Here is a 14,694-nt window from a genome sequence, read left to right as displayed (position 1 = left end):
TCCTTCTCTGGAGAAAAGGAGCTTTTATAACTTATAAAGGAAGGATGTTAGTTCTCAACCTCTTCTACTGGCTCTTCGAGCTCAATGTCTAAATCCATCATTTTAGGGTCAATTTCAAGCAGATCGGCAGCCTCATCGCCTGACACCAAACCTCTGTCCACCAATTCTGCCATCATGTCCAATTGGCGGGTCATATCCAATCCGTCCTTATGCGCTTGTTTGAATCTTTCTAGCAAATCATCGTCAGAAAATTCAGCATATCTTGACTTTCTGGCTTCTTTTAACTTGTCTTTTTTCTCAGCCAAAAGCGACTCTTTTCTTGCCAAATATCTGGACTCAAGACTATTGATATATTCCTCAGAGAGCGCAGACTCATAGAATGGAGTTTCGTCTATAGCAAGTTTTTCTTTGGATCCATCTTTATGTATTACTGTGATCACATCATCTTCTTCCATGATGTATTCATCTCCTGTAACTTCGTCTACGATTTTATCACCTTCGTATACATATCTTTCTTCTTCTGTTTTACCACCCGAACAAGCTACTGTAAATGCCATTCCGGTAGTTATCAAAAACATACTTATCTTTTTCATAATTGTTGGTGTTTGGTTTTTAATATAAAGTTTTATTTTGCTTCGTAATCCATTCTTCAAAAACTGTTTTGGCCTCCTCTTTCATCATTTGTTGAAATGGAATTCTCCTTTCGGAATCCGTCATTTCAATTTCTTCATAGATAAACTGATCATCAAAACCAGCCTCAGCGGCATCATTTTTATCATTAGCATAGAATACCTTACTGGGTCTTGCCCAATAAATAGCACCCAGACACATCGGACAAGGTTCGCAAGAAGTGTAAACTTCACAACCTTCAAGCTGAAAATGGTCAAGGTTCTTACATGCATCTCTAATGGCTACTACTTCTGCATGCGCTGTGGGGTCATTGGTTGCCAAAACAGAATTGGAACCTATCCCGATCACTTGATCGTTTTTCACAATCACACAGCCAAATGGACCACCTTTTCCTTGATCCATTCCTGACCTTGATAGGTCAATAGCCATTTTCATAAATGATCTTTGTTTTTCAGTCATCTCGAATATAAAATAATATAACGAAAACTCATCGTTTCCATCCTCAAAAATACGGCTTCTGCGGGATATTGTTCGGAATAATTAACTGAATTATAATTTAAAAGTTTTTATTTCAGTATAAAACAGCTGTTTTTGTATAGAAATAGTAATAAAAATTCTATAAATAATTTGAACTTCAATTTATCTCATCCACTTGTCCATAAATTTCAAAAATTCTTCTTTATAGTTGTCACTTACAGAAATCTGTGTCTTTCCGATGTTGACAATATTCCTGGTGACAGAATCGATATGGTCAAGGTTGATGATAAAGGACCTGTGGATTCTCATGAAAGTGTCTGAGGGGAGAAGTTCCTCCATATTTTTCATACTGGTCAAAGATAGCAATGGGTTGGGTTTGTCTTTCAAATAAACCTTTACATAGTCTTTATAGGCTTCTATGTGAGTGATTTCTTTGAGGATGACTTTGACAAGTTGATATTCGACTTTTAGAAAAATATAATCGGCAGACTTGTCCTGACTTCTATTCTCACCAGAGGAGGTTTCTAGTTTTTCATAAAATTGGTATGCTTTGGTGGCAGCTTTCAAGAACTCCTCATAGCTATATGGCTTCAATAAATAATCCAACGCATCGACTTTATATCCTTCGATTGCGAATTGGTTGTATGCTGTGGTGAAAATTATTTTGGGTTTTCGAACTTGATTTTTTCCATCAAGAATTCTGGCCAACTCCATCCCTGAGAGGTCTGGCATCTGAATGTCTAAGAAAATGAGGTCAACTTCATTTGAATTTAGATACCCTAAGGCCTGTATGGCATTGTCGAATTTTTCTGCCAGTTCCAAGAAAGAGGTTTGTTCAATAAACTTGCTGATGAGGTCCAAAGCCAATGGCTCGTCATCCACTGCTATGCATTTGATTTTCATGTCAGGGTTATTTTAAGGTCTACAGAAAAAGTATTGGATGCAGTGTCATTCTTAATTTCCAATTGGTTTTGATTTGGATAAAGCAACTCAAGACGTCTTTTGGTATTCGCTAGCCCTATTCCACTGGACTGTCCTTCCGGAGTATTGTCTTTGGCTTTGAAGATATCATTTTTAGAGTAAAAATGAAGTTGGTCACCAACTTTAGCCAAACGGATAAAAATCTTACTTTCGTGTTGGGAACTCACGCCATGTTTGAAGCAATTCTCAATAAAAGGTAAGAATAACATTGGGGCTATTTTTGCTTCTTCAATCCGTTCGGGTAGCTCAATTTCCAATTTCACCTTGCTTGACAGCCTCATTTTCATCAGTTCGATAAAGTCTTTGATAAAATCCAGTTCCTTGCTCAATAGGGTTTGGTTTTTTTCAGTTTCATAAAGCACATAGCGCATCATTCTACTCAATTTCAGAAGCGCAGTTTTAGCTTGCTCTACATCAATATTGGTCAAAGCATATATATTGTTAAGTGTATTGAAAAAGAAATGCGGATTAATTTGAGCCTTCAGATATGAAAGTTCAGAGTTGGTTTTTGCTTTTTCCAGTTCAAACCTCAGCTTCTCATCAGCTTGCCATTTTTTCACTGCAGCCACACTTGTACTTACTCCTACTGCCATGTAGAAGATCATGATATTGTAAAAATCGTAGGAATAGTTTCTAGGCCTAGGGACATGGGGGGTACCTGGCCTAAAGACCTCGTGCATCAATTGTTGCATATTTACCAGCTCATCAAATAGGATTACTAAGCCTATGTATGCAATCCCACCTATCAGGTTAAGTCCAACGAATAAGCCCGCTTGATTATTAAATAAAATTTTGGGGATCAGATAAAAATAATTGAAATAAAATGTAGCAATAAGCGCAAGGAACATCAAAGCCTGCTTCATCCAAAATTCATTTGGGAATTCAAGTTTGGTAGTCAACGGGGTCAATAGAAAGAGCACCGCCCCAAATATTGCCCAACCCAAAATGTGGGTGATAATTGAAATATTCTTTTTGATGATCACTTCCTGCATTTTATTAAAATAGGTGAATTTTTAGTAAACTAAAATAAAATTTTGCGATTTGGCTACTTTTATCTACCAATAGGGTGGTTTGGACGATGGATAACCGTATTTCTAAGATAAAATTTGGGTTCTTAAATGCCTCATGCCATTCATCCTTGTATTACTCTTATTCATCGATTGAATAAGCCATATGGTCTATTTGATTTTTTTTTGATTATCCATTTAGAAACCTTTGTTACCGGAAACTGTCTTAACTGACATACAACACATTCTACCATATACAAAAACATGAAGACCTTTTACCAAAAATTATTTGCACTCTCCTTTTTGATCTTGTTTGTCAATATTGATTTATTCGCACAAACAGTTGAAGTCGAAACTCCAGTTTATAAAATTTCCGGAAAGGTAATGGAAAGTGGCTCTGGTGAGCCTGTTGCTTATTCAGCCGTTTCTTTAATTGATGTGGAATCGGGCAAAACTATTGCCGGTGCCGTTGCTGACTTTGACGGAGAGTTTATCATTACCAATTTCACCAATGGGAAATATGTAGTGCAAGTATCCTTTATGGGTTTTGAGCCTTTTTCTTCACCTACTATAACGGTAACAGATACCAATTTCGATATCAATTTGGGTAACCTTTCTTTATCAACAGATGCGGTTGCTTTGCAAGAGGTTACTGTCATGGGACAAAGAGACTTGATTGAAGAAAAGGTTGACCGGACTATATATAATGCAGAAAATGACAGAACCCTCGTGGGTGGCGATGCAGCGGATGTAATGAGAAGGGTACCAATGCTTTCTGTAGATTTGGATGGGAATGTGTCTATGAGGGGTAGTTCTAATATTTTGGTCTTAATCAATGGCAAACAATCAGCCATTGTGGCATCCAATGTTTCTGAAGCATTGAAACAGATACCTGCCGAAGAAATCAAATCTATTGAAGTAATTACATCTCCATCAGCCAAATATGATGCGGAAGGTACAGGTGGGGTAATCAATATAGTTACCAAGAAAAACAACCTTCAAGGTGCTACCTTGAATATCAATAGCAGCGCAGGTCTAAGAGGTTCTAACCTTGGATTGAATGCTAGTTTGAAAAGAGGAAAAATGGGTTGGACTTTGGGTGGTTTTGGAAGAGCAGGATACAATATCCTGGGTTCTTTCGAAAACAATCAAATGGTGACTGGTGCTGATGGCACTGTGGCCAATATCTTTCAATCGGCAGATACAAGAACAAACATGATGTTTGGTAGATATAACTTTGGTTGGGATTATGAAATCAACAAATTCAATTTCATGACAGCATCTGTTAGCTTTGGTTTGAGAAATATGCAAAACCGTCAGGACGGATTATTGACAGAGACATTTATTGAAGAAGAATTAGTCAATTCTCTTTTGAGAGATGTCAACACCCGAAATTTTTCTAACAATGTAGATGTCAACTACAACTATACCAGGACTTATGAAAAGCCTTTGAAAGAATTTAGTATTTCAGGCCTTTATTCTCAGAACAACCTGACAAATGACTTTGTAAACAGTCTGTATAACGGCACTTTTGACGATATTTTAAGCAGAATAAAAAACAACAACCTTGGAAGAAACCAAGAGTTTACCATTCAGCTTGATTATGTAACCCCAATAGGAGACAATAAAAACCAAATACTGGAATATGGTGCTAAAAATATCCTAAGAAGAGCTGAAAGTGACTTCGCATATTTTACAGCTGAAGGATCTGATGGTGAATTTGAGAAAGTAGATGACATCAATCTTTCCAATGAGTTTAGCTATGATCAGAATGTAACAGCAGCTTACGCATCTTACATGACTAATTTTCTGAAAGACTACTCTTTTAAAGGTGGTTTAAGGTATGAATATACCACGATCAATGCAGATTTCAGAAACTCTGAGATAGATGCTGATATACCTTCTTATGGTCTATTGATTCCAAGTGTCAACTTGAGTAGAAAGCTTGAGAAAGGCAATATGATCAAGGCTGCCTACAACAGAAGGGTTCAAAGGCCTTTCTTAAACTTCCTGAATCCTAACATCAATGCTGCCAATCCGCAGCAGATTACCCAGGGTAATCCTTTACTGGATCCTGAATTGACAGATAATTATGAAATGTCATACAGCACTTATATCAAAGGTTCAAGCTTGAATTTCACCACGTATTTCAGGAATACCACAGGCTCTATCCAGCCTGTAAGAACAGTGACTGACAATGATGTCATTTATACCACCTATGAAAACATTGGCTTTGAAAGAGCATATGGATTCTCTGTATTCTCAAATATCAATGTTTCAGGTAAGTTTTCATTGAATGGTAGTGTTGACGGATACTATGCCGATCTGACCAATGGGCTGGATGACCCGATGTTCGCTGCATCAAATCAAGGCTTCGTGATCAGTGGTAGAATCTTCGCTAACTACTCTTTGCCTAAAAACTGGCAGATCCAATCATTTGCATTCGCAAGAGGTAGACAAGTTCAATTGCAAGGATTTGCCGGTGGATTTGGTATGTATAGCTTAAACCTGAACAAGCAGTTTAATGAAAACAGAGGAAGTATCGGTTTTGGTGCTGAAAACTTTGTGACAAGGGAAATGGTGATCAGAAATGAGTTGAACACGCCTACAATCATGCAACAGGGCAGCAATGCCATGAGGAATATGAATTTCAAGATCAACTTCAATTATAGAATCGGTAAGTTGAGCATGGATGGACCAAGAAGAAGAAAAAGAGGTGTTACCAATGATGATATCAAAGAAGGTGGTGGAGACAGTGGTTCAGGAGCAATCATGAATAATAATTAGTAGATTGGTTGATAAATTGAAAGGCCACCTAGCGCTGCAGGGTGGCCTTTTTTTTGTATAAATAGCGGTGATTTTTTGATTTTATCCCAGAGTACCGGATTGGGTTCGAGGCAAATACCTTATTTGAATTCAACCCCTGTCGGGGTTGTGGGGTAGTGGACAATTCTTCTTTTTCCTCTGGGTTTCACCCAGGGCAATTAACCTCTGGTATTCAACCCTTATCAGGGTTGGTTCAGGAGATTTGATGATCCCTTTCTACGTTTCCCTGCCAATTTTGTGGTTACAAAAAAGGCCTTCTGAATTGCTTCAAAAGGCCTTGTTGATACTATATTTTTTTGTCTTTTTACTTCTTATACATCACCTGCTTCACAGCATCCAATGTTCTTTTGACATTTGGAATAGTTGCATCTATGTAAGTAGGGGCATAACTCAAAGGGATATCCATTGAATTAACCCTAATCACAGGAGCGTCCAGGTAATCAAAAGCATTTCTTTGAAGGTGATAAGTGATTTCAGAAGAGATCGCTGCAATCGGATTGGCTTCTTCCACTACAACACATCTGTTTGTCTTTTTGACTGACTCCACTACTGTTGCGTAATCAATTGGTCTTACCGTTCTTAAGTCGATAACCTCTGCTTCTACACCTTCTTTTGCTAATTCTTCAGCTGCTTCCAAGGCTACTTTCATCATTTTTCCAAAAGAAACAATAGTAACATGTTTCCCTTTTCTTTTGATGTCAGCTACACCGATAGGAAGTAGGTATTCTCCTTCAGGGACTTCACCCTTATCAGAGTACATCAATTCAGATTCCATAAAAATGACAGGGTCATCATCTCTTACAGATGCTTTCAGCAATCCTTTCGCATCATATGGATTAGATGGAACTACTACCTTCAAGCCTGGAGTATTGGCAAACCAATTCTCAAAGTTGGAAGAGTGGGTAGCACCCAGTTGACCTGCATTACCAGTAGGGCCCCTGAATACGATAGGTACATTGTAGGCCCCGCCAGACATGGCAAGCATTTTTGCAGCTGAGTTGATGATCTGATCAATAGCAACTAAGGAAAAGTTGAATGTCATGAATTCGATCATAGGTCTTAGGCCATTCATGGCAGCACCTACACCCAAACCTGCAAAACCTAGTTCTGCGATTGGTGTGTCTATCACCCTGTCTGGTCCAAACTCGTCCAACATTCCCTGTGATACCTTATAGGCACCATTATATTCGGCCACTTCTTCGCCCATGAGAAACACATTTTTGTCGCGTCTCATTTCTTCTGACATGGCTTCTCTTAAAGCTTCTCTGAATTGGATAACTCTCATTATATAAACAATATTTTGGCTCGTAAAAATAGGAACTAATCCCTCAAATCCAAAACAAGATTTGGTATTCAGGAGCGTATTTTACTTCCTGCCAAGTAATGTTTTCTAAGGATTTTTACTTTATTATGAAAAACCAAGTTCTTCCTTCCTGTGAGCTATGCTGCCCATTGTCAGTTTGATAGCGACTTGATGCTTCTTGAATTCCTATCCTAAATTTGATTTGAGTCAAGCTGACCGTTCATATAATACACGAATTATTTATCATAAGATCTCTATAATCAAGGGGTAAATATTTTTTCAGCACTACTTTATTTTAGATTAAAGTTTTTTCATGACCATATTGAATCCCGCATAGGAAAATTATTGCCGTGGCATTTCAGTATGTGATTCGCATTTCGGGATCATGTCTGATTTCGTGTACTTTTGTGCCATGGTAAAAGTAGGATTGATTTCAGATTCGCATAGCTATATAGATGAAATAGTCTTGAAGCATCTTCAGGCTGTAGACGAGGTTTGGCATGCGGGGGACATTGGTGATTTGGGCGTCATTGAAGCTTTGCCTTCTGGTAAGATTTTGAGGATCATAACGGGAAATATTGACGATCAGGCAGCACAGGACAGGTTCCCTGAAACATTGATTTTTGATTTGGAAGACATGAAAGTATTGATGACACATATTGGTGGTAAACCTCCGAAATATGCAAAAGGAATCAAGTCTTTATTGAAAAAGGAAAAACCTCAACTGTTTGTGTGCGGACATTCCCATATCTGCAAGGTTGAATATGACAGGGAGTTAAACTGCCTGTATATGAATCCGGGAGCTATTGGTCAGCATGGGTTTCATGTGATGAGAACCTTGTTGTTGTTTGAGATTGAAAAGGGGGAAATCCAAGGTCTTCGAGTAGTTGAGCTTGGGAAAAGGGGGAGATTGAAATAGAGGTTATGTATCTTTTAATCCAAAGTTTCTGCTTTAATTCAACCCCTATCAGGGTTTTGGGCAGTATTTATGATTTCAAGCCAAGCCACCGGATTGCATCCGGGGTAAAAAATCGTTGGTATTCAATCCCTGTCTAGCCGACAGGCAGGCTTTCAGGATTTTAACGACTGAGCATCAGAAGTGTCAAATCAGAAGAAAAAACACACAAGGTAAAGACATCAAAATTCAATAGATATCAATTTTTCAGGGTTTATTTGAATCCATTTTTTGATCCAATAATGAAAAACAACCTGCAATACTTACTTAATCTCAACCCCTGAAAGGGGTTAAAGTCCGAAGGGGATTTACCCCGAGTGAAACTCGGAGGGAAACAATAAGCCGGAACCCCAAAAACTCCCAACTCTGACAGGTGTTGAATTAAAAACAACAAAGGCGATCAAATCTGACCGCCTCGTTATTTCTTAGGAAGAGAACTTTGCTTATTTGGCAAAGCTTTTTTTCAATTCTTCAATATCAACATTTTTGATTACCGGCTTGGCGCTCAATTGTTTGATTTTGATAACTCTTGTATTTTGAGCTTGTCTCTTTCTTCTTAGCTTTCTTTTTAAAGTAGTAACAGCCATTGTATTATCAGTTTATGTTGTTCCAAATGAGGTGCAAAATTAAAATAAAAATTTGATTTTACTTAACTTTGTCCAAAATAAAACAAAAAGATGCCCATTCAAAAACCAAGCTTACCAAAAGGAACAAGAGATTTTGGGCCAGTTCAAATGGCCAAAAGAAATTTTATTTTAGATACTATTAAGGAAACCTTCAAGCTTTTTGGCTTTCAGCAACTAGAAACGCCTACCATGGAAAACCTCAGCACCCTGACGGGTAAATATGGGGATGAAGGCGATCAGTTGCTTTTTAAAGTATTAAACAGTGGGGATTTTTTGAAGAATGTAGAAAAGGAAGACCTGGGCCTAGGTGCTAACAAAATCCTGCCTAAAGTGGCAGAAAAAGGGTTAAGGTATGATCTGACTGTCCCCTTTGCCAGGTATGTGGTCATGAATAGAAATGAGATTACCTTTCCATTTAAGCGTTTTCAGATCCAACCTGTTTGGCGTGCAGACCGACCTCAAAAGGGACGCTACAGGGAATTCTATCAATGTGATGCCGATGTGGTGGGTACAGATAGTCTGGTCTGTGAATTGGAGATCCTGTTGATGATCAAGCGTGTATTTGCTCACCTTGGTATCTCAGATTATAGTATCAAAATCAACAACAGAAAAATACTGACGGGAATCGCTGAAGTAATTGGTGAGTCAGGTAGAGAGGGAGAACTTTGTGTAGCCATTGATAAATTGGATAAGATAGGTTGGACGAAAGTGCAGGAAGAACTGCAGCAAAGAAACTTTTCGCAAGATGCCATTGAAAAACTTTCACCTGTAATTGAATTGGCGGAAGGTAACTCATCCAAGTTTGAGGTCTTAAAATCATACCTTGTTGATTCTGAAGTAGGAATGGCAGGGATTGAAGAACTGGAAGAAGTATTTGATTTGCTCAAACAATATGGTGAAAATGAAAGCCATGTGGATTTTGATGTAGTCCTGGCAAGAGGCTTGTCTTATTATACAGGGGCGATTTTTGAGGTAAAAGTTAATAATGTGTCCATTGGATCTGTGAGTGGTGGAGGCAGGTATGATAACCTGACGGGCGTATTTGGATTGGAGGGTGTTTCCGGTGTAGGTTTTTCATTTGGTGTGGATAGGATATATGATGTGATGGAAGAATTGAACCTTTTTCCAAACCAACAGGCAGATAATACTAAGGTATTGATCACTTATTTTGATGAAGAAGGGTTTAAGTATGGCTTAGGTTTGTTGGGTAAATTACGTGTTGCGGGAATTTCTTCCGAACTTTATCCAGAATCAGCCAAGATCAAAAAACAATTCACTTATGCGGATAAAAAACAAATTCCTTTTGTGATTGTGTTGGGTGACAATGAAATCAAAGAAGGTAAGGTTGCGCTCAAAAACCTCGAAACTGGCAATCAGGAAATGATGGATATTGCAACGGCTATTGAGTTGTTGAAGTAAATTTGGTTTTCTAGGGAAGTGATATTGCCACTAAGGCGCAAAGATACGAAGAACCGAGGGAGTTTGTGGCCAAATCCAAGATGCCACTATCATTGAAATGCTGCTAAAAAATGCAATGAAGGAAACACTCATAACGGCGAAGCAAAAAAAATGAGGATTATAAATCCTCGATATTACTGTTCGAGATTTAAATCTCGAACAGTAAAACAGCGCCTTGTGTATTAATGCCTTCGTGGCAAATTTATTCCACTTCTAATATCGCATTGATAGGGATAAAAAGATTTTTTTTGAGGGACACATAATCTGAGCCGACAGCCCATACGGTTGTGCTTACCTGAAAAACTTTTTCATCAGCTGTCTCGAAAGTAATATTTACCTTGTTTTTCAATAAATTACCAAGTGCCTGTGCACGCATCAGTTCGAAATTACGCTGCTTTCTTTTTACATCCTCCTGCAAAACTTCCTTCCTGGAAAATTTCAAGTTTATGATTTCTTCCTTTTCAATTTTTTCAACAGTTTTCATATTCTATTTAGTCATGGTGTATGGTTCCTCGTTTATTTCAATCGAATTGGAATGAATTAGGTTTCAAAAGATCTATTAAATTTTCATATATTATATATATAAGAAATTTAATTTCTATAAACGGTAAATATCCAATATTTCAATCCGTGATAAATTGAAGTGGACTAGTGGGAAAGAGCTATATTTGTTTCGGATAAAAAAAGCAAAGCTATGTTTGATATGATGAGCATCATGAATAAGGTAAAAGAGGCCCAAGGAAAAATTAAAGAGGCCCAGTCCAAATTAGTTCACCTCAAGGCCGAAGGAGAATCAGGTGCAGGTATGGTGAAGGTCATAGTAAATGGCAGTAGAAAGGTGGTAGCCATACAAGTGGATGACTCCCTTGTCACCCCCGCGGACAAAGATATGATGGCGGACTTGATTGTAGCTGCTACAAATAAGGCTATGGATGAGATCGATATCAAAATCAAAGAAGAAATGAAAGCCGCTACTGACGGTATGATGCCCAATATCCCCGGAATGGACTTCGGAAACATGTTTTAATGCAAAAGGCAGCAATAGTTATTCTCAACTATAATGGTAAAAGTCACCTTCAAAGGTTTTTGCCATCTGTGGTTGATCATTCTATTTATGATGTTATTGTAATTGATAATGCAAGCACTGATGGTTCATTGCCGTTTTTGAAGACTCATTATCCTGATTTGAAGCATTATGTGCTATCGGAGAATTATGGGTTTGCTGATGGCTACAATCGGGGACTTGCAAAGTTACAAGGGCAATATCAATATTATGTCTTGTTAAATTCTGATGTTGAGGTTACTCCTTTATGGGATCAGAATTTGATTCAATGGTTGGATGTAAATCCAAATTCGGCTGCTGTCCAACCTAAAATCCTTTCTTTTTCAAATAAGCAGGTTTTTGATCATGCAGGAGCAGCGGGAGGATATTTGGATGCATTGGGTTATCCTTATTGCAGGGGGAGAATGCTTTCATATTTGGAAAAAGACGAAGGACAATACGATCAGGATGTTGCTGTTGATTGGACTTCAGGCGCGTGTATGGCAATTCGTGCGAATCTCTTCCATCAGCTTGGAGGCTTTGACCCACTGTTTTTTGCCCATATGGAAGAAATAGACTTGTGCTGGAGGTTGAGAAACCAAAACCATAAACTGCATTTTCTGCATAAAGTGAAAGTTTTCCATGTAGGCGGAGCGACTTTATCTCGGAGCAATCCCTTCAAAACCTATCTGAATTTCAGAAACAGCTTATTCACCCTCAAAAAAAATCTAACACTTAGTGTTTTTTATAGGATTTATTTTTGCCGGGTATTTTTAGATCTTTTGGCAGCTTCAGTTTTTTTATTCCGTGGGCTTTATGGAGATAGTAAAAGTGTAATCAAAGCGCATGTTGATTTTCATGGACAGAAGGGGAAAACACAAAAGCCTGCATCACAAGCTCAAAAAGTGAGTAATTCAAAAATAAAGTCAATACTTTGGGAATATTATTTGCTTGGAAATAAAAAGTTTTCGAAGATTTAATCAAATAATACGGGATTGTTCATCTTTCTAAGGTATTTCCTAACTTTCATCATCATAGCCATACTCACATATAAAATAACCGGTGAACCCATTGTGATAAATGAACTGTAGATGAAGAATAACCTTATTGAATCTATTGGGAAATTAAATTTTTCTCCTAGTTTCGAACATACGCCGAAAGCTCTTTCTTCGAAAAACAATTTAAGCTTATTCATGATTTGTTGGTTTAGGCTGATTTAAATGTAACAAAATATTCCGAATAACAACATTATTATTGTTTACTCTTCAAATGTTTAGAAATCAAAGGTATAAACTTCTGCTCTTATTAGTTTTTAGTTTTGCTGTAGCATGCAGCCCCAAAATTAATAAATATGAATCGATCTTGGATGGGATTTCTGCAAAGCCCGAAATTCTGGCTTTGCATCGGGATTCTGTGCGGGTGGATATCTTTGGAGCATTGCCCCTTCCTTTATTGGATAAGCATACGAAGATTTTCCTTTACCCAGAATATAGATATGGCGAAGGAGCCCTTCGGCTTGGTGAATATGCCGCTTTTGATGGTGTTTATGACAACACTTCCCAAGCGGTAAGGCTTGATCAAAAAATCACTTTCCCTTACTTAAAGGGTATGGAAAAAGGAGAACTATCACTAAAAGCTTTGGTTTTTTACAAAGACAAGGTTCTGACTCCAAAAGAGAAGTCCCTTGCTTCAGGGTTGGATACTACTCCCTTGTTGACCCGATTTGGTCAGGTCACACCCAACGAGCCCATTCAGGATATAGGTGTATATATGGATAAGGATTTTTCAGGTTTTTCCACAAAGTTGGAAAAGGAGTTTACGGTAAGTTTCCCTTTAGCTTCATCTCAAGCACCTGGGAAAACCATACCTTCAGGTTTATACAATTTTTTAATTAGAGGTGAGAAGGGGTATGTCATTGAAAAAATAAAAATCACAGGGCTGTCTTCTCCCGAAGATGCTGAACTTACCAATCCAGGTTTGGCTGCCAATAGAGCCGAGAATTTAAAAGAAAGAATTAGAAATGTACAAGGCTTTTCCAAGCTACCTATCGAAACAGATTCCAGGTCAAATGATTGGTTTGATTTCAGATTACTCCTAAGAGAATATACAGGCATCAATACAAATCAAAGAGAAAGTTATTACAATGTGCTGACATCAAATGGGGATTTTGCTGAAAAACTCGTTCAGATGCGCCAATTTGATACTTACAGAAAAGTTTCTTCCGAACTATACCCAAGATTGCGTTCGGCAAAAGTGACTGTTTTCTTACAAAATGCCAGGTTCTCCGATCCTGAGATTGCAGCTTCTGTCTTTAAAATGCTCCAAGATGGGAGAGGGCTTGAAGGTTTTAGCAATGAGCACCTGATATATGCAGGACAGCAAGCGAAGCGCTTGGAAGAAAAAGAAAGGATTTACCAAAAGCTCACCGAGATTAATCCATCAGCATTGGCGTTCAATAATCTAGGGGTTGTTTACCTCAATCAAGCACAGAGAGAGCTAGGCAAAAGAGAAAAAAATATCCTCATCAATCAAGCCATTAAAATGTTTCGAGAAGCCAACAGACTGCAGGCTAATTCTATATCCATGCATAATGTAGGTCGGGCGTTTTTGTTGAGAGAAGATTACTTTGAAGCATACCTGGCTATTTCAGAGGCTTCAGGCTTAGAGAAAAATGAAAGCAATGCTTTTTTAAGGTATAATGAAGGAATAAGAGGGGCACTTGATATTATCAATGGAGATTACAGACTAGCTACCATCAGGTTCAACAGGGCACCTGAAAATGAAGTGAATTTCTTTAATAAAGGCTTGGCTTATTTTTTAGCGGAAGATTACCGTCAAGCATTAATTGCATTTGAAGAATCTGTTCAGGTTAATAGAGATTTTGGGTATGGATTTTATGGTCTGGCACTGGTTGCAGCAAAAAGTGGAGATCAGCCAGCACTGATAGAAAATTTGGAAAAAGCCATAATACGATCTGAGTATTTGAAAGAAAGAGCGATGAAAGATGTAATTTTTAAAGATTATTTGGTTGAGCCAAGGTTCGTCAGACTTTTTAAATAGCTAGAATGTTAAGAGATATTAAAACCAATGTTCAATTGTTAAAAAAAATTAAAATCTGATTTTTGGAAAAAATTTTTGAATTATTCATTTATCTCTTAAATTAGTTCCTGATATGTAGAAAATTCAACAAAAATGTTCATTCATCACCAAATTTTCGAAATATTAAGGAAGTAAAAGAGTACAACAGAATAACCTTAAAACCTATTTTAACAGTAATCCCAAATCTCAAAGCCTATGACATAACCCCCTTTTTTTATTTAGAATAACAAAATCGTTTTAGCAGTACAATGTAACGACCTCCTGATCTTAAGGATACAGGATTGTAGAAA

14 protein-coding genes are annotated in these 14,694 nt (G+C 37.7%); 6 read left to right on the top strand and 8 right to left on the bottom strand.

The window, feature by feature from the left end:
- Positions 1 to 47: 47 nt before the first annotated feature.
- The 4 genes from CLW00_RS10495 to CLW00_RS10480 all read right to left on the bottom strand — a co-directional run bounded on the left by CLW00_RS10495 (position 48) and on the right by CLW00_RS10480 (position 3,080).
- Complete coding sequence (locus tag CLW00_RS10495) at positions 48 to 593, bottom strand: hypothetical protein (RefSeq protein WP_106133638.1); 546 nt, start codon at positions 591 to 593, stop codon at positions 48 to 50.
- Positions 594 to 612: 19 nt separating this feature from the next.
- Positions 613 to 1,089: a nucleoside deaminase gene (locus tag CLW00_RS10490; protein ID WP_106133637.1), complete on the bottom strand. Its 477-nt coding sequence runs from the start codon at positions 1,087 to 1,089 to the stop codon at positions 613 to 615.
- 180 nt (positions 1,090 to 1,269) lie between these two features.
- Positions 1,270 to 2,010 carry a LytR/AlgR family response regulator transcription factor gene (locus tag CLW00_RS10485; RefSeq protein ID WP_106133636.1) on the bottom strand — a complete coding sequence of 247 codons (741 nt, stop codon included), beginning with the start codon at positions 2,008 to 2,010 and terminating at the stop codon, positions 1,270 to 1,272.
- Complete coding sequence (locus CLW00_RS10480) at positions 2,007 to 3,080, bottom strand: sensor histidine kinase (protein WP_106133635.1); 1,074 nt, start codon at positions 3,078 to 3,080, stop codon at positions 2,007 to 2,009. Before CLW00_RS10480 ends, CLW00_RS10485 begins: the two co-directional genes overlap by 4 nt.
- 279 nt (positions 3,081 to 3,359) lie before the next feature.
- Between CLW00_RS10480 and CLW00_RS10475 the strand changes: the two genes are divergently transcribed.
- A complete protein-coding gene (locus CLW00_RS10475; protein ID WP_106133634.1) occupies positions 3,360 to 5,882 on the top strand; it encodes a TonB-dependent receptor in 2,523 nt (840 codons plus the stop codon).
- Between the two features lie 343 nt (positions 5,883 to 6,225).
- Here the strand turns inward: CLW00_RS10475 and CLW00_RS10470 are convergent, their stop codons facing one another.
- On the bottom strand, positions 6,226 to 7,206 hold the full coding sequence (locus CLW00_RS10470) for a pyruvate dehydrogenase complex E1 component subunit beta (RefSeq protein WP_106133633.1): 981 nt from the start codon (positions 7,204 to 7,206) through the stop codon (positions 6,226 to 6,228).
- A 430-nt stretch (positions 7,207 to 7,636) separates the two neighbouring features.
- On the opposite strand from CLW00_RS10470, the gene CLW00_RS10465 reads away from it, so the two are divergent.
- Positions 7,637 to 8,143: a metallophosphoesterase family protein gene (locus CLW00_RS10465; protein WP_106133683.1), complete on the top strand. Its 507-nt coding sequence runs from the start codon at positions 7,637 to 7,639 to the stop codon at positions 8,141 to 8,143.
- A 479-nt stretch (positions 8,144 to 8,622) separates the two neighbouring features.
- Here the strand turns inward: CLW00_RS10465 and CLW00_RS21385 are convergent, their stop codons facing one another.
- Entirely contained in the window at positions 8,623 to 8,766 is a 144-nt protein-coding gene (locus CLW00_RS21385) for a hypothetical protein (RefSeq protein ID WP_170073207.1), read from the bottom strand.
- A 90-nt stretch (positions 8,767 to 8,856) separates the two neighbouring features.
- Here CLW00_RS21385 and hisS point away from each other — a divergent pair, with 90 nt between their 5' ends.
- Positions 8,857 to 10,224, top strand: a complete 1,368-nt coding sequence (gene hisS, locus CLW00_RS10460; protein ID WP_106133632.1) for a histidine--tRNA ligase — start codon at positions 8,857 to 8,859, stop codon at positions 10,222 to 10,224.
- Positions 10,225 to 10,465: 241 nt separating this feature from the next.
- Here the strand turns inward: hisS and CLW00_RS10455 are convergent, their stop codons facing one another.
- Positions 10,466 to 10,747, bottom strand: coding sequence for a hypothetical protein (locus CLW00_RS10455; RefSeq protein ID WP_106133631.1), 282 nt, complete (start codon positions 10,745 to 10,747; stop codon positions 10,466 to 10,468).
- A 210-nt stretch (positions 10,748 to 10,957) separates the two neighbouring features.
- Between CLW00_RS10455 and CLW00_RS10450 the strand changes: the two genes are divergently transcribed.
- Both CLW00_RS10450 and CLW00_RS10445 read left to right on the top strand, forming a co-directional pair.
- Positions 10,958 to 11,290 (top strand): YbaB/EbfC family nucleoid-associated protein, encoded by a 333-nt coding sequence (locus tag CLW00_RS10450; protein ID WP_106133630.1) that lies wholly within the window; start codon positions 10,958 to 10,960, stop codon positions 11,288 to 11,290.
- Positions 11,290 to 12,285, top strand: a complete 996-nt coding sequence (locus CLW00_RS10445; protein ID WP_106133629.1) for a glycosyltransferase family 2 protein — start codon at positions 11,290 to 11,292, stop codon at positions 12,283 to 12,285. The genes CLW00_RS10450 and CLW00_RS10445 overlap by 1 nt, the downstream gene beginning before the upstream one ends.
- On the opposite strand, the gene CLW00_RS10440 is transcribed toward CLW00_RS10445, so the two are convergent.
- On the bottom strand, positions 12,282 to 12,500 hold the full coding sequence (locus CLW00_RS10440) for a PspC domain-containing protein (RefSeq protein WP_106133628.1): 219 nt from the start codon (positions 12,498 to 12,500) through the stop codon (positions 12,282 to 12,284). The genes CLW00_RS10445 and CLW00_RS10440 overlap by 4 nt on opposite strands.
- Positions 12,501 to 12,574: 74 nt before the next feature.
- Here CLW00_RS10440 and CLW00_RS10435 point away from each other — a divergent pair, with 74 nt between their 5' ends.
- On the top strand, positions 12,575 to 14,365 hold the full coding sequence (locus tag CLW00_RS10435; RefSeq protein WP_106133627.1) for a tetratricopeptide repeat protein: 1,791 nt from the start codon (positions 12,575 to 12,577) through the stop codon (positions 14,363 to 14,365).
- Positions 14,366 to 14,694: the final 329 nt, after the last annotated feature.

This window comes from Mongoliibacter ruber, from assembly GCF_003003005.1.
Taxonomy (GTDB): Bacteria; Bacteroidota; Bacteroidia; order Cytophagales; family Cyclobacteriaceae; genus Mongoliibacter; species Mongoliibacter ruber.
The sequence above is the reverse complement of the archived record's forward strand: the minus strand, read 5'-3'. Positions and strand labels throughout refer to the sequence as shown.

Bases quoted from the DNA above. Each gene is read 5' to 3' on its own strand.
- CLW00_RS10450 (WP_106133630.1), top strand. From the start codon at position 10,958: ATGTTTGATATGATGAGCATCATGAATAAGGTAAAAGAGGCCCAAGGA.
- CLW00_RS10445 (WP_106133629.1), top strand. From the start codon at position 11,290: ATGCAAAAGGCAGCAATAGTTATTCTCAACTATAATGGTAAAAGTCAC.
- hisS (WP_106133632.1), top strand. From the start codon at position 8,857: ATGCCCATTCAAAAACCAAGCTTACCAAAAGGAACAAGAGATTTTGGG.
- CLW00_RS10455 (WP_106133631.1), bottom strand. From the start codon at position 10,747: ATGAAAACTGTTGAAAAAATTGAAAAGGAAGAAATCATAAACTTGAAA.
- CLW00_RS10490 (WP_106133637.1), bottom strand. From the start codon at position 1,089: ATGACTGAAAAACAAAGATCATTTATGAAAATGGCTATTGACCTATCA.
- CLW00_RS21385 (WP_170073207.1), bottom strand. From the start codon at position 8,766: ATGGCTGTTACTACTTTAAAAAGAAAGCTAAGAAGAAAGAGACAAGCT.
- CLW00_RS10495 (WP_106133638.1), bottom strand. From the start codon at position 593: ATGAAAAAGATAAGTATGTTTTTGATAACTACCGGAATGGCATTTACA.
- CLW00_RS10440 (WP_106133628.1), bottom strand. From the start codon at position 12,500: ATGAATAAGCTTAAATTGTTTTTCGAAGAAAGAGCTTTCGGCGTATGT.
- CLW00_RS10485 (WP_106133636.1), bottom strand. From the start codon at position 2,010: ATGAAAATCAAATGCATAGCAGTGGATGACGAGCCATTGGCTTTGGAC.
- CLW00_RS10470 (WP_106133633.1), bottom strand. From the start codon at position 7,206: ATGAGAGTTATCCAATTCAGAGAAGCTTTAAGAGAAGCCATGTCAGAA.
- CLW00_RS10475 (WP_106133634.1), top strand. From the start codon at position 3,360: ATGAAGACCTTTTACCAAAAATTATTTGCACTCTCCTTTTTGATCTTG.
- CLW00_RS10480 (WP_106133635.1), bottom strand. From the start codon at position 3,080: ATGCAGGAAGTGATCATCAAAAAGAATATTTCAATTATCACCCACATT.
- CLW00_RS10435 (WP_106133627.1), top strand. From the start codon at position 12,575: ATGTTTAGAAATCAAAGGTATAAACTTCTGCTCTTATTAGTTTTTAGT.
- CLW00_RS10465 (WP_106133683.1), top strand. From the start codon at position 7,637: ATGGTAAAAGTAGGATTGATTTCAGATTCGCATAGCTATATAGATGAA.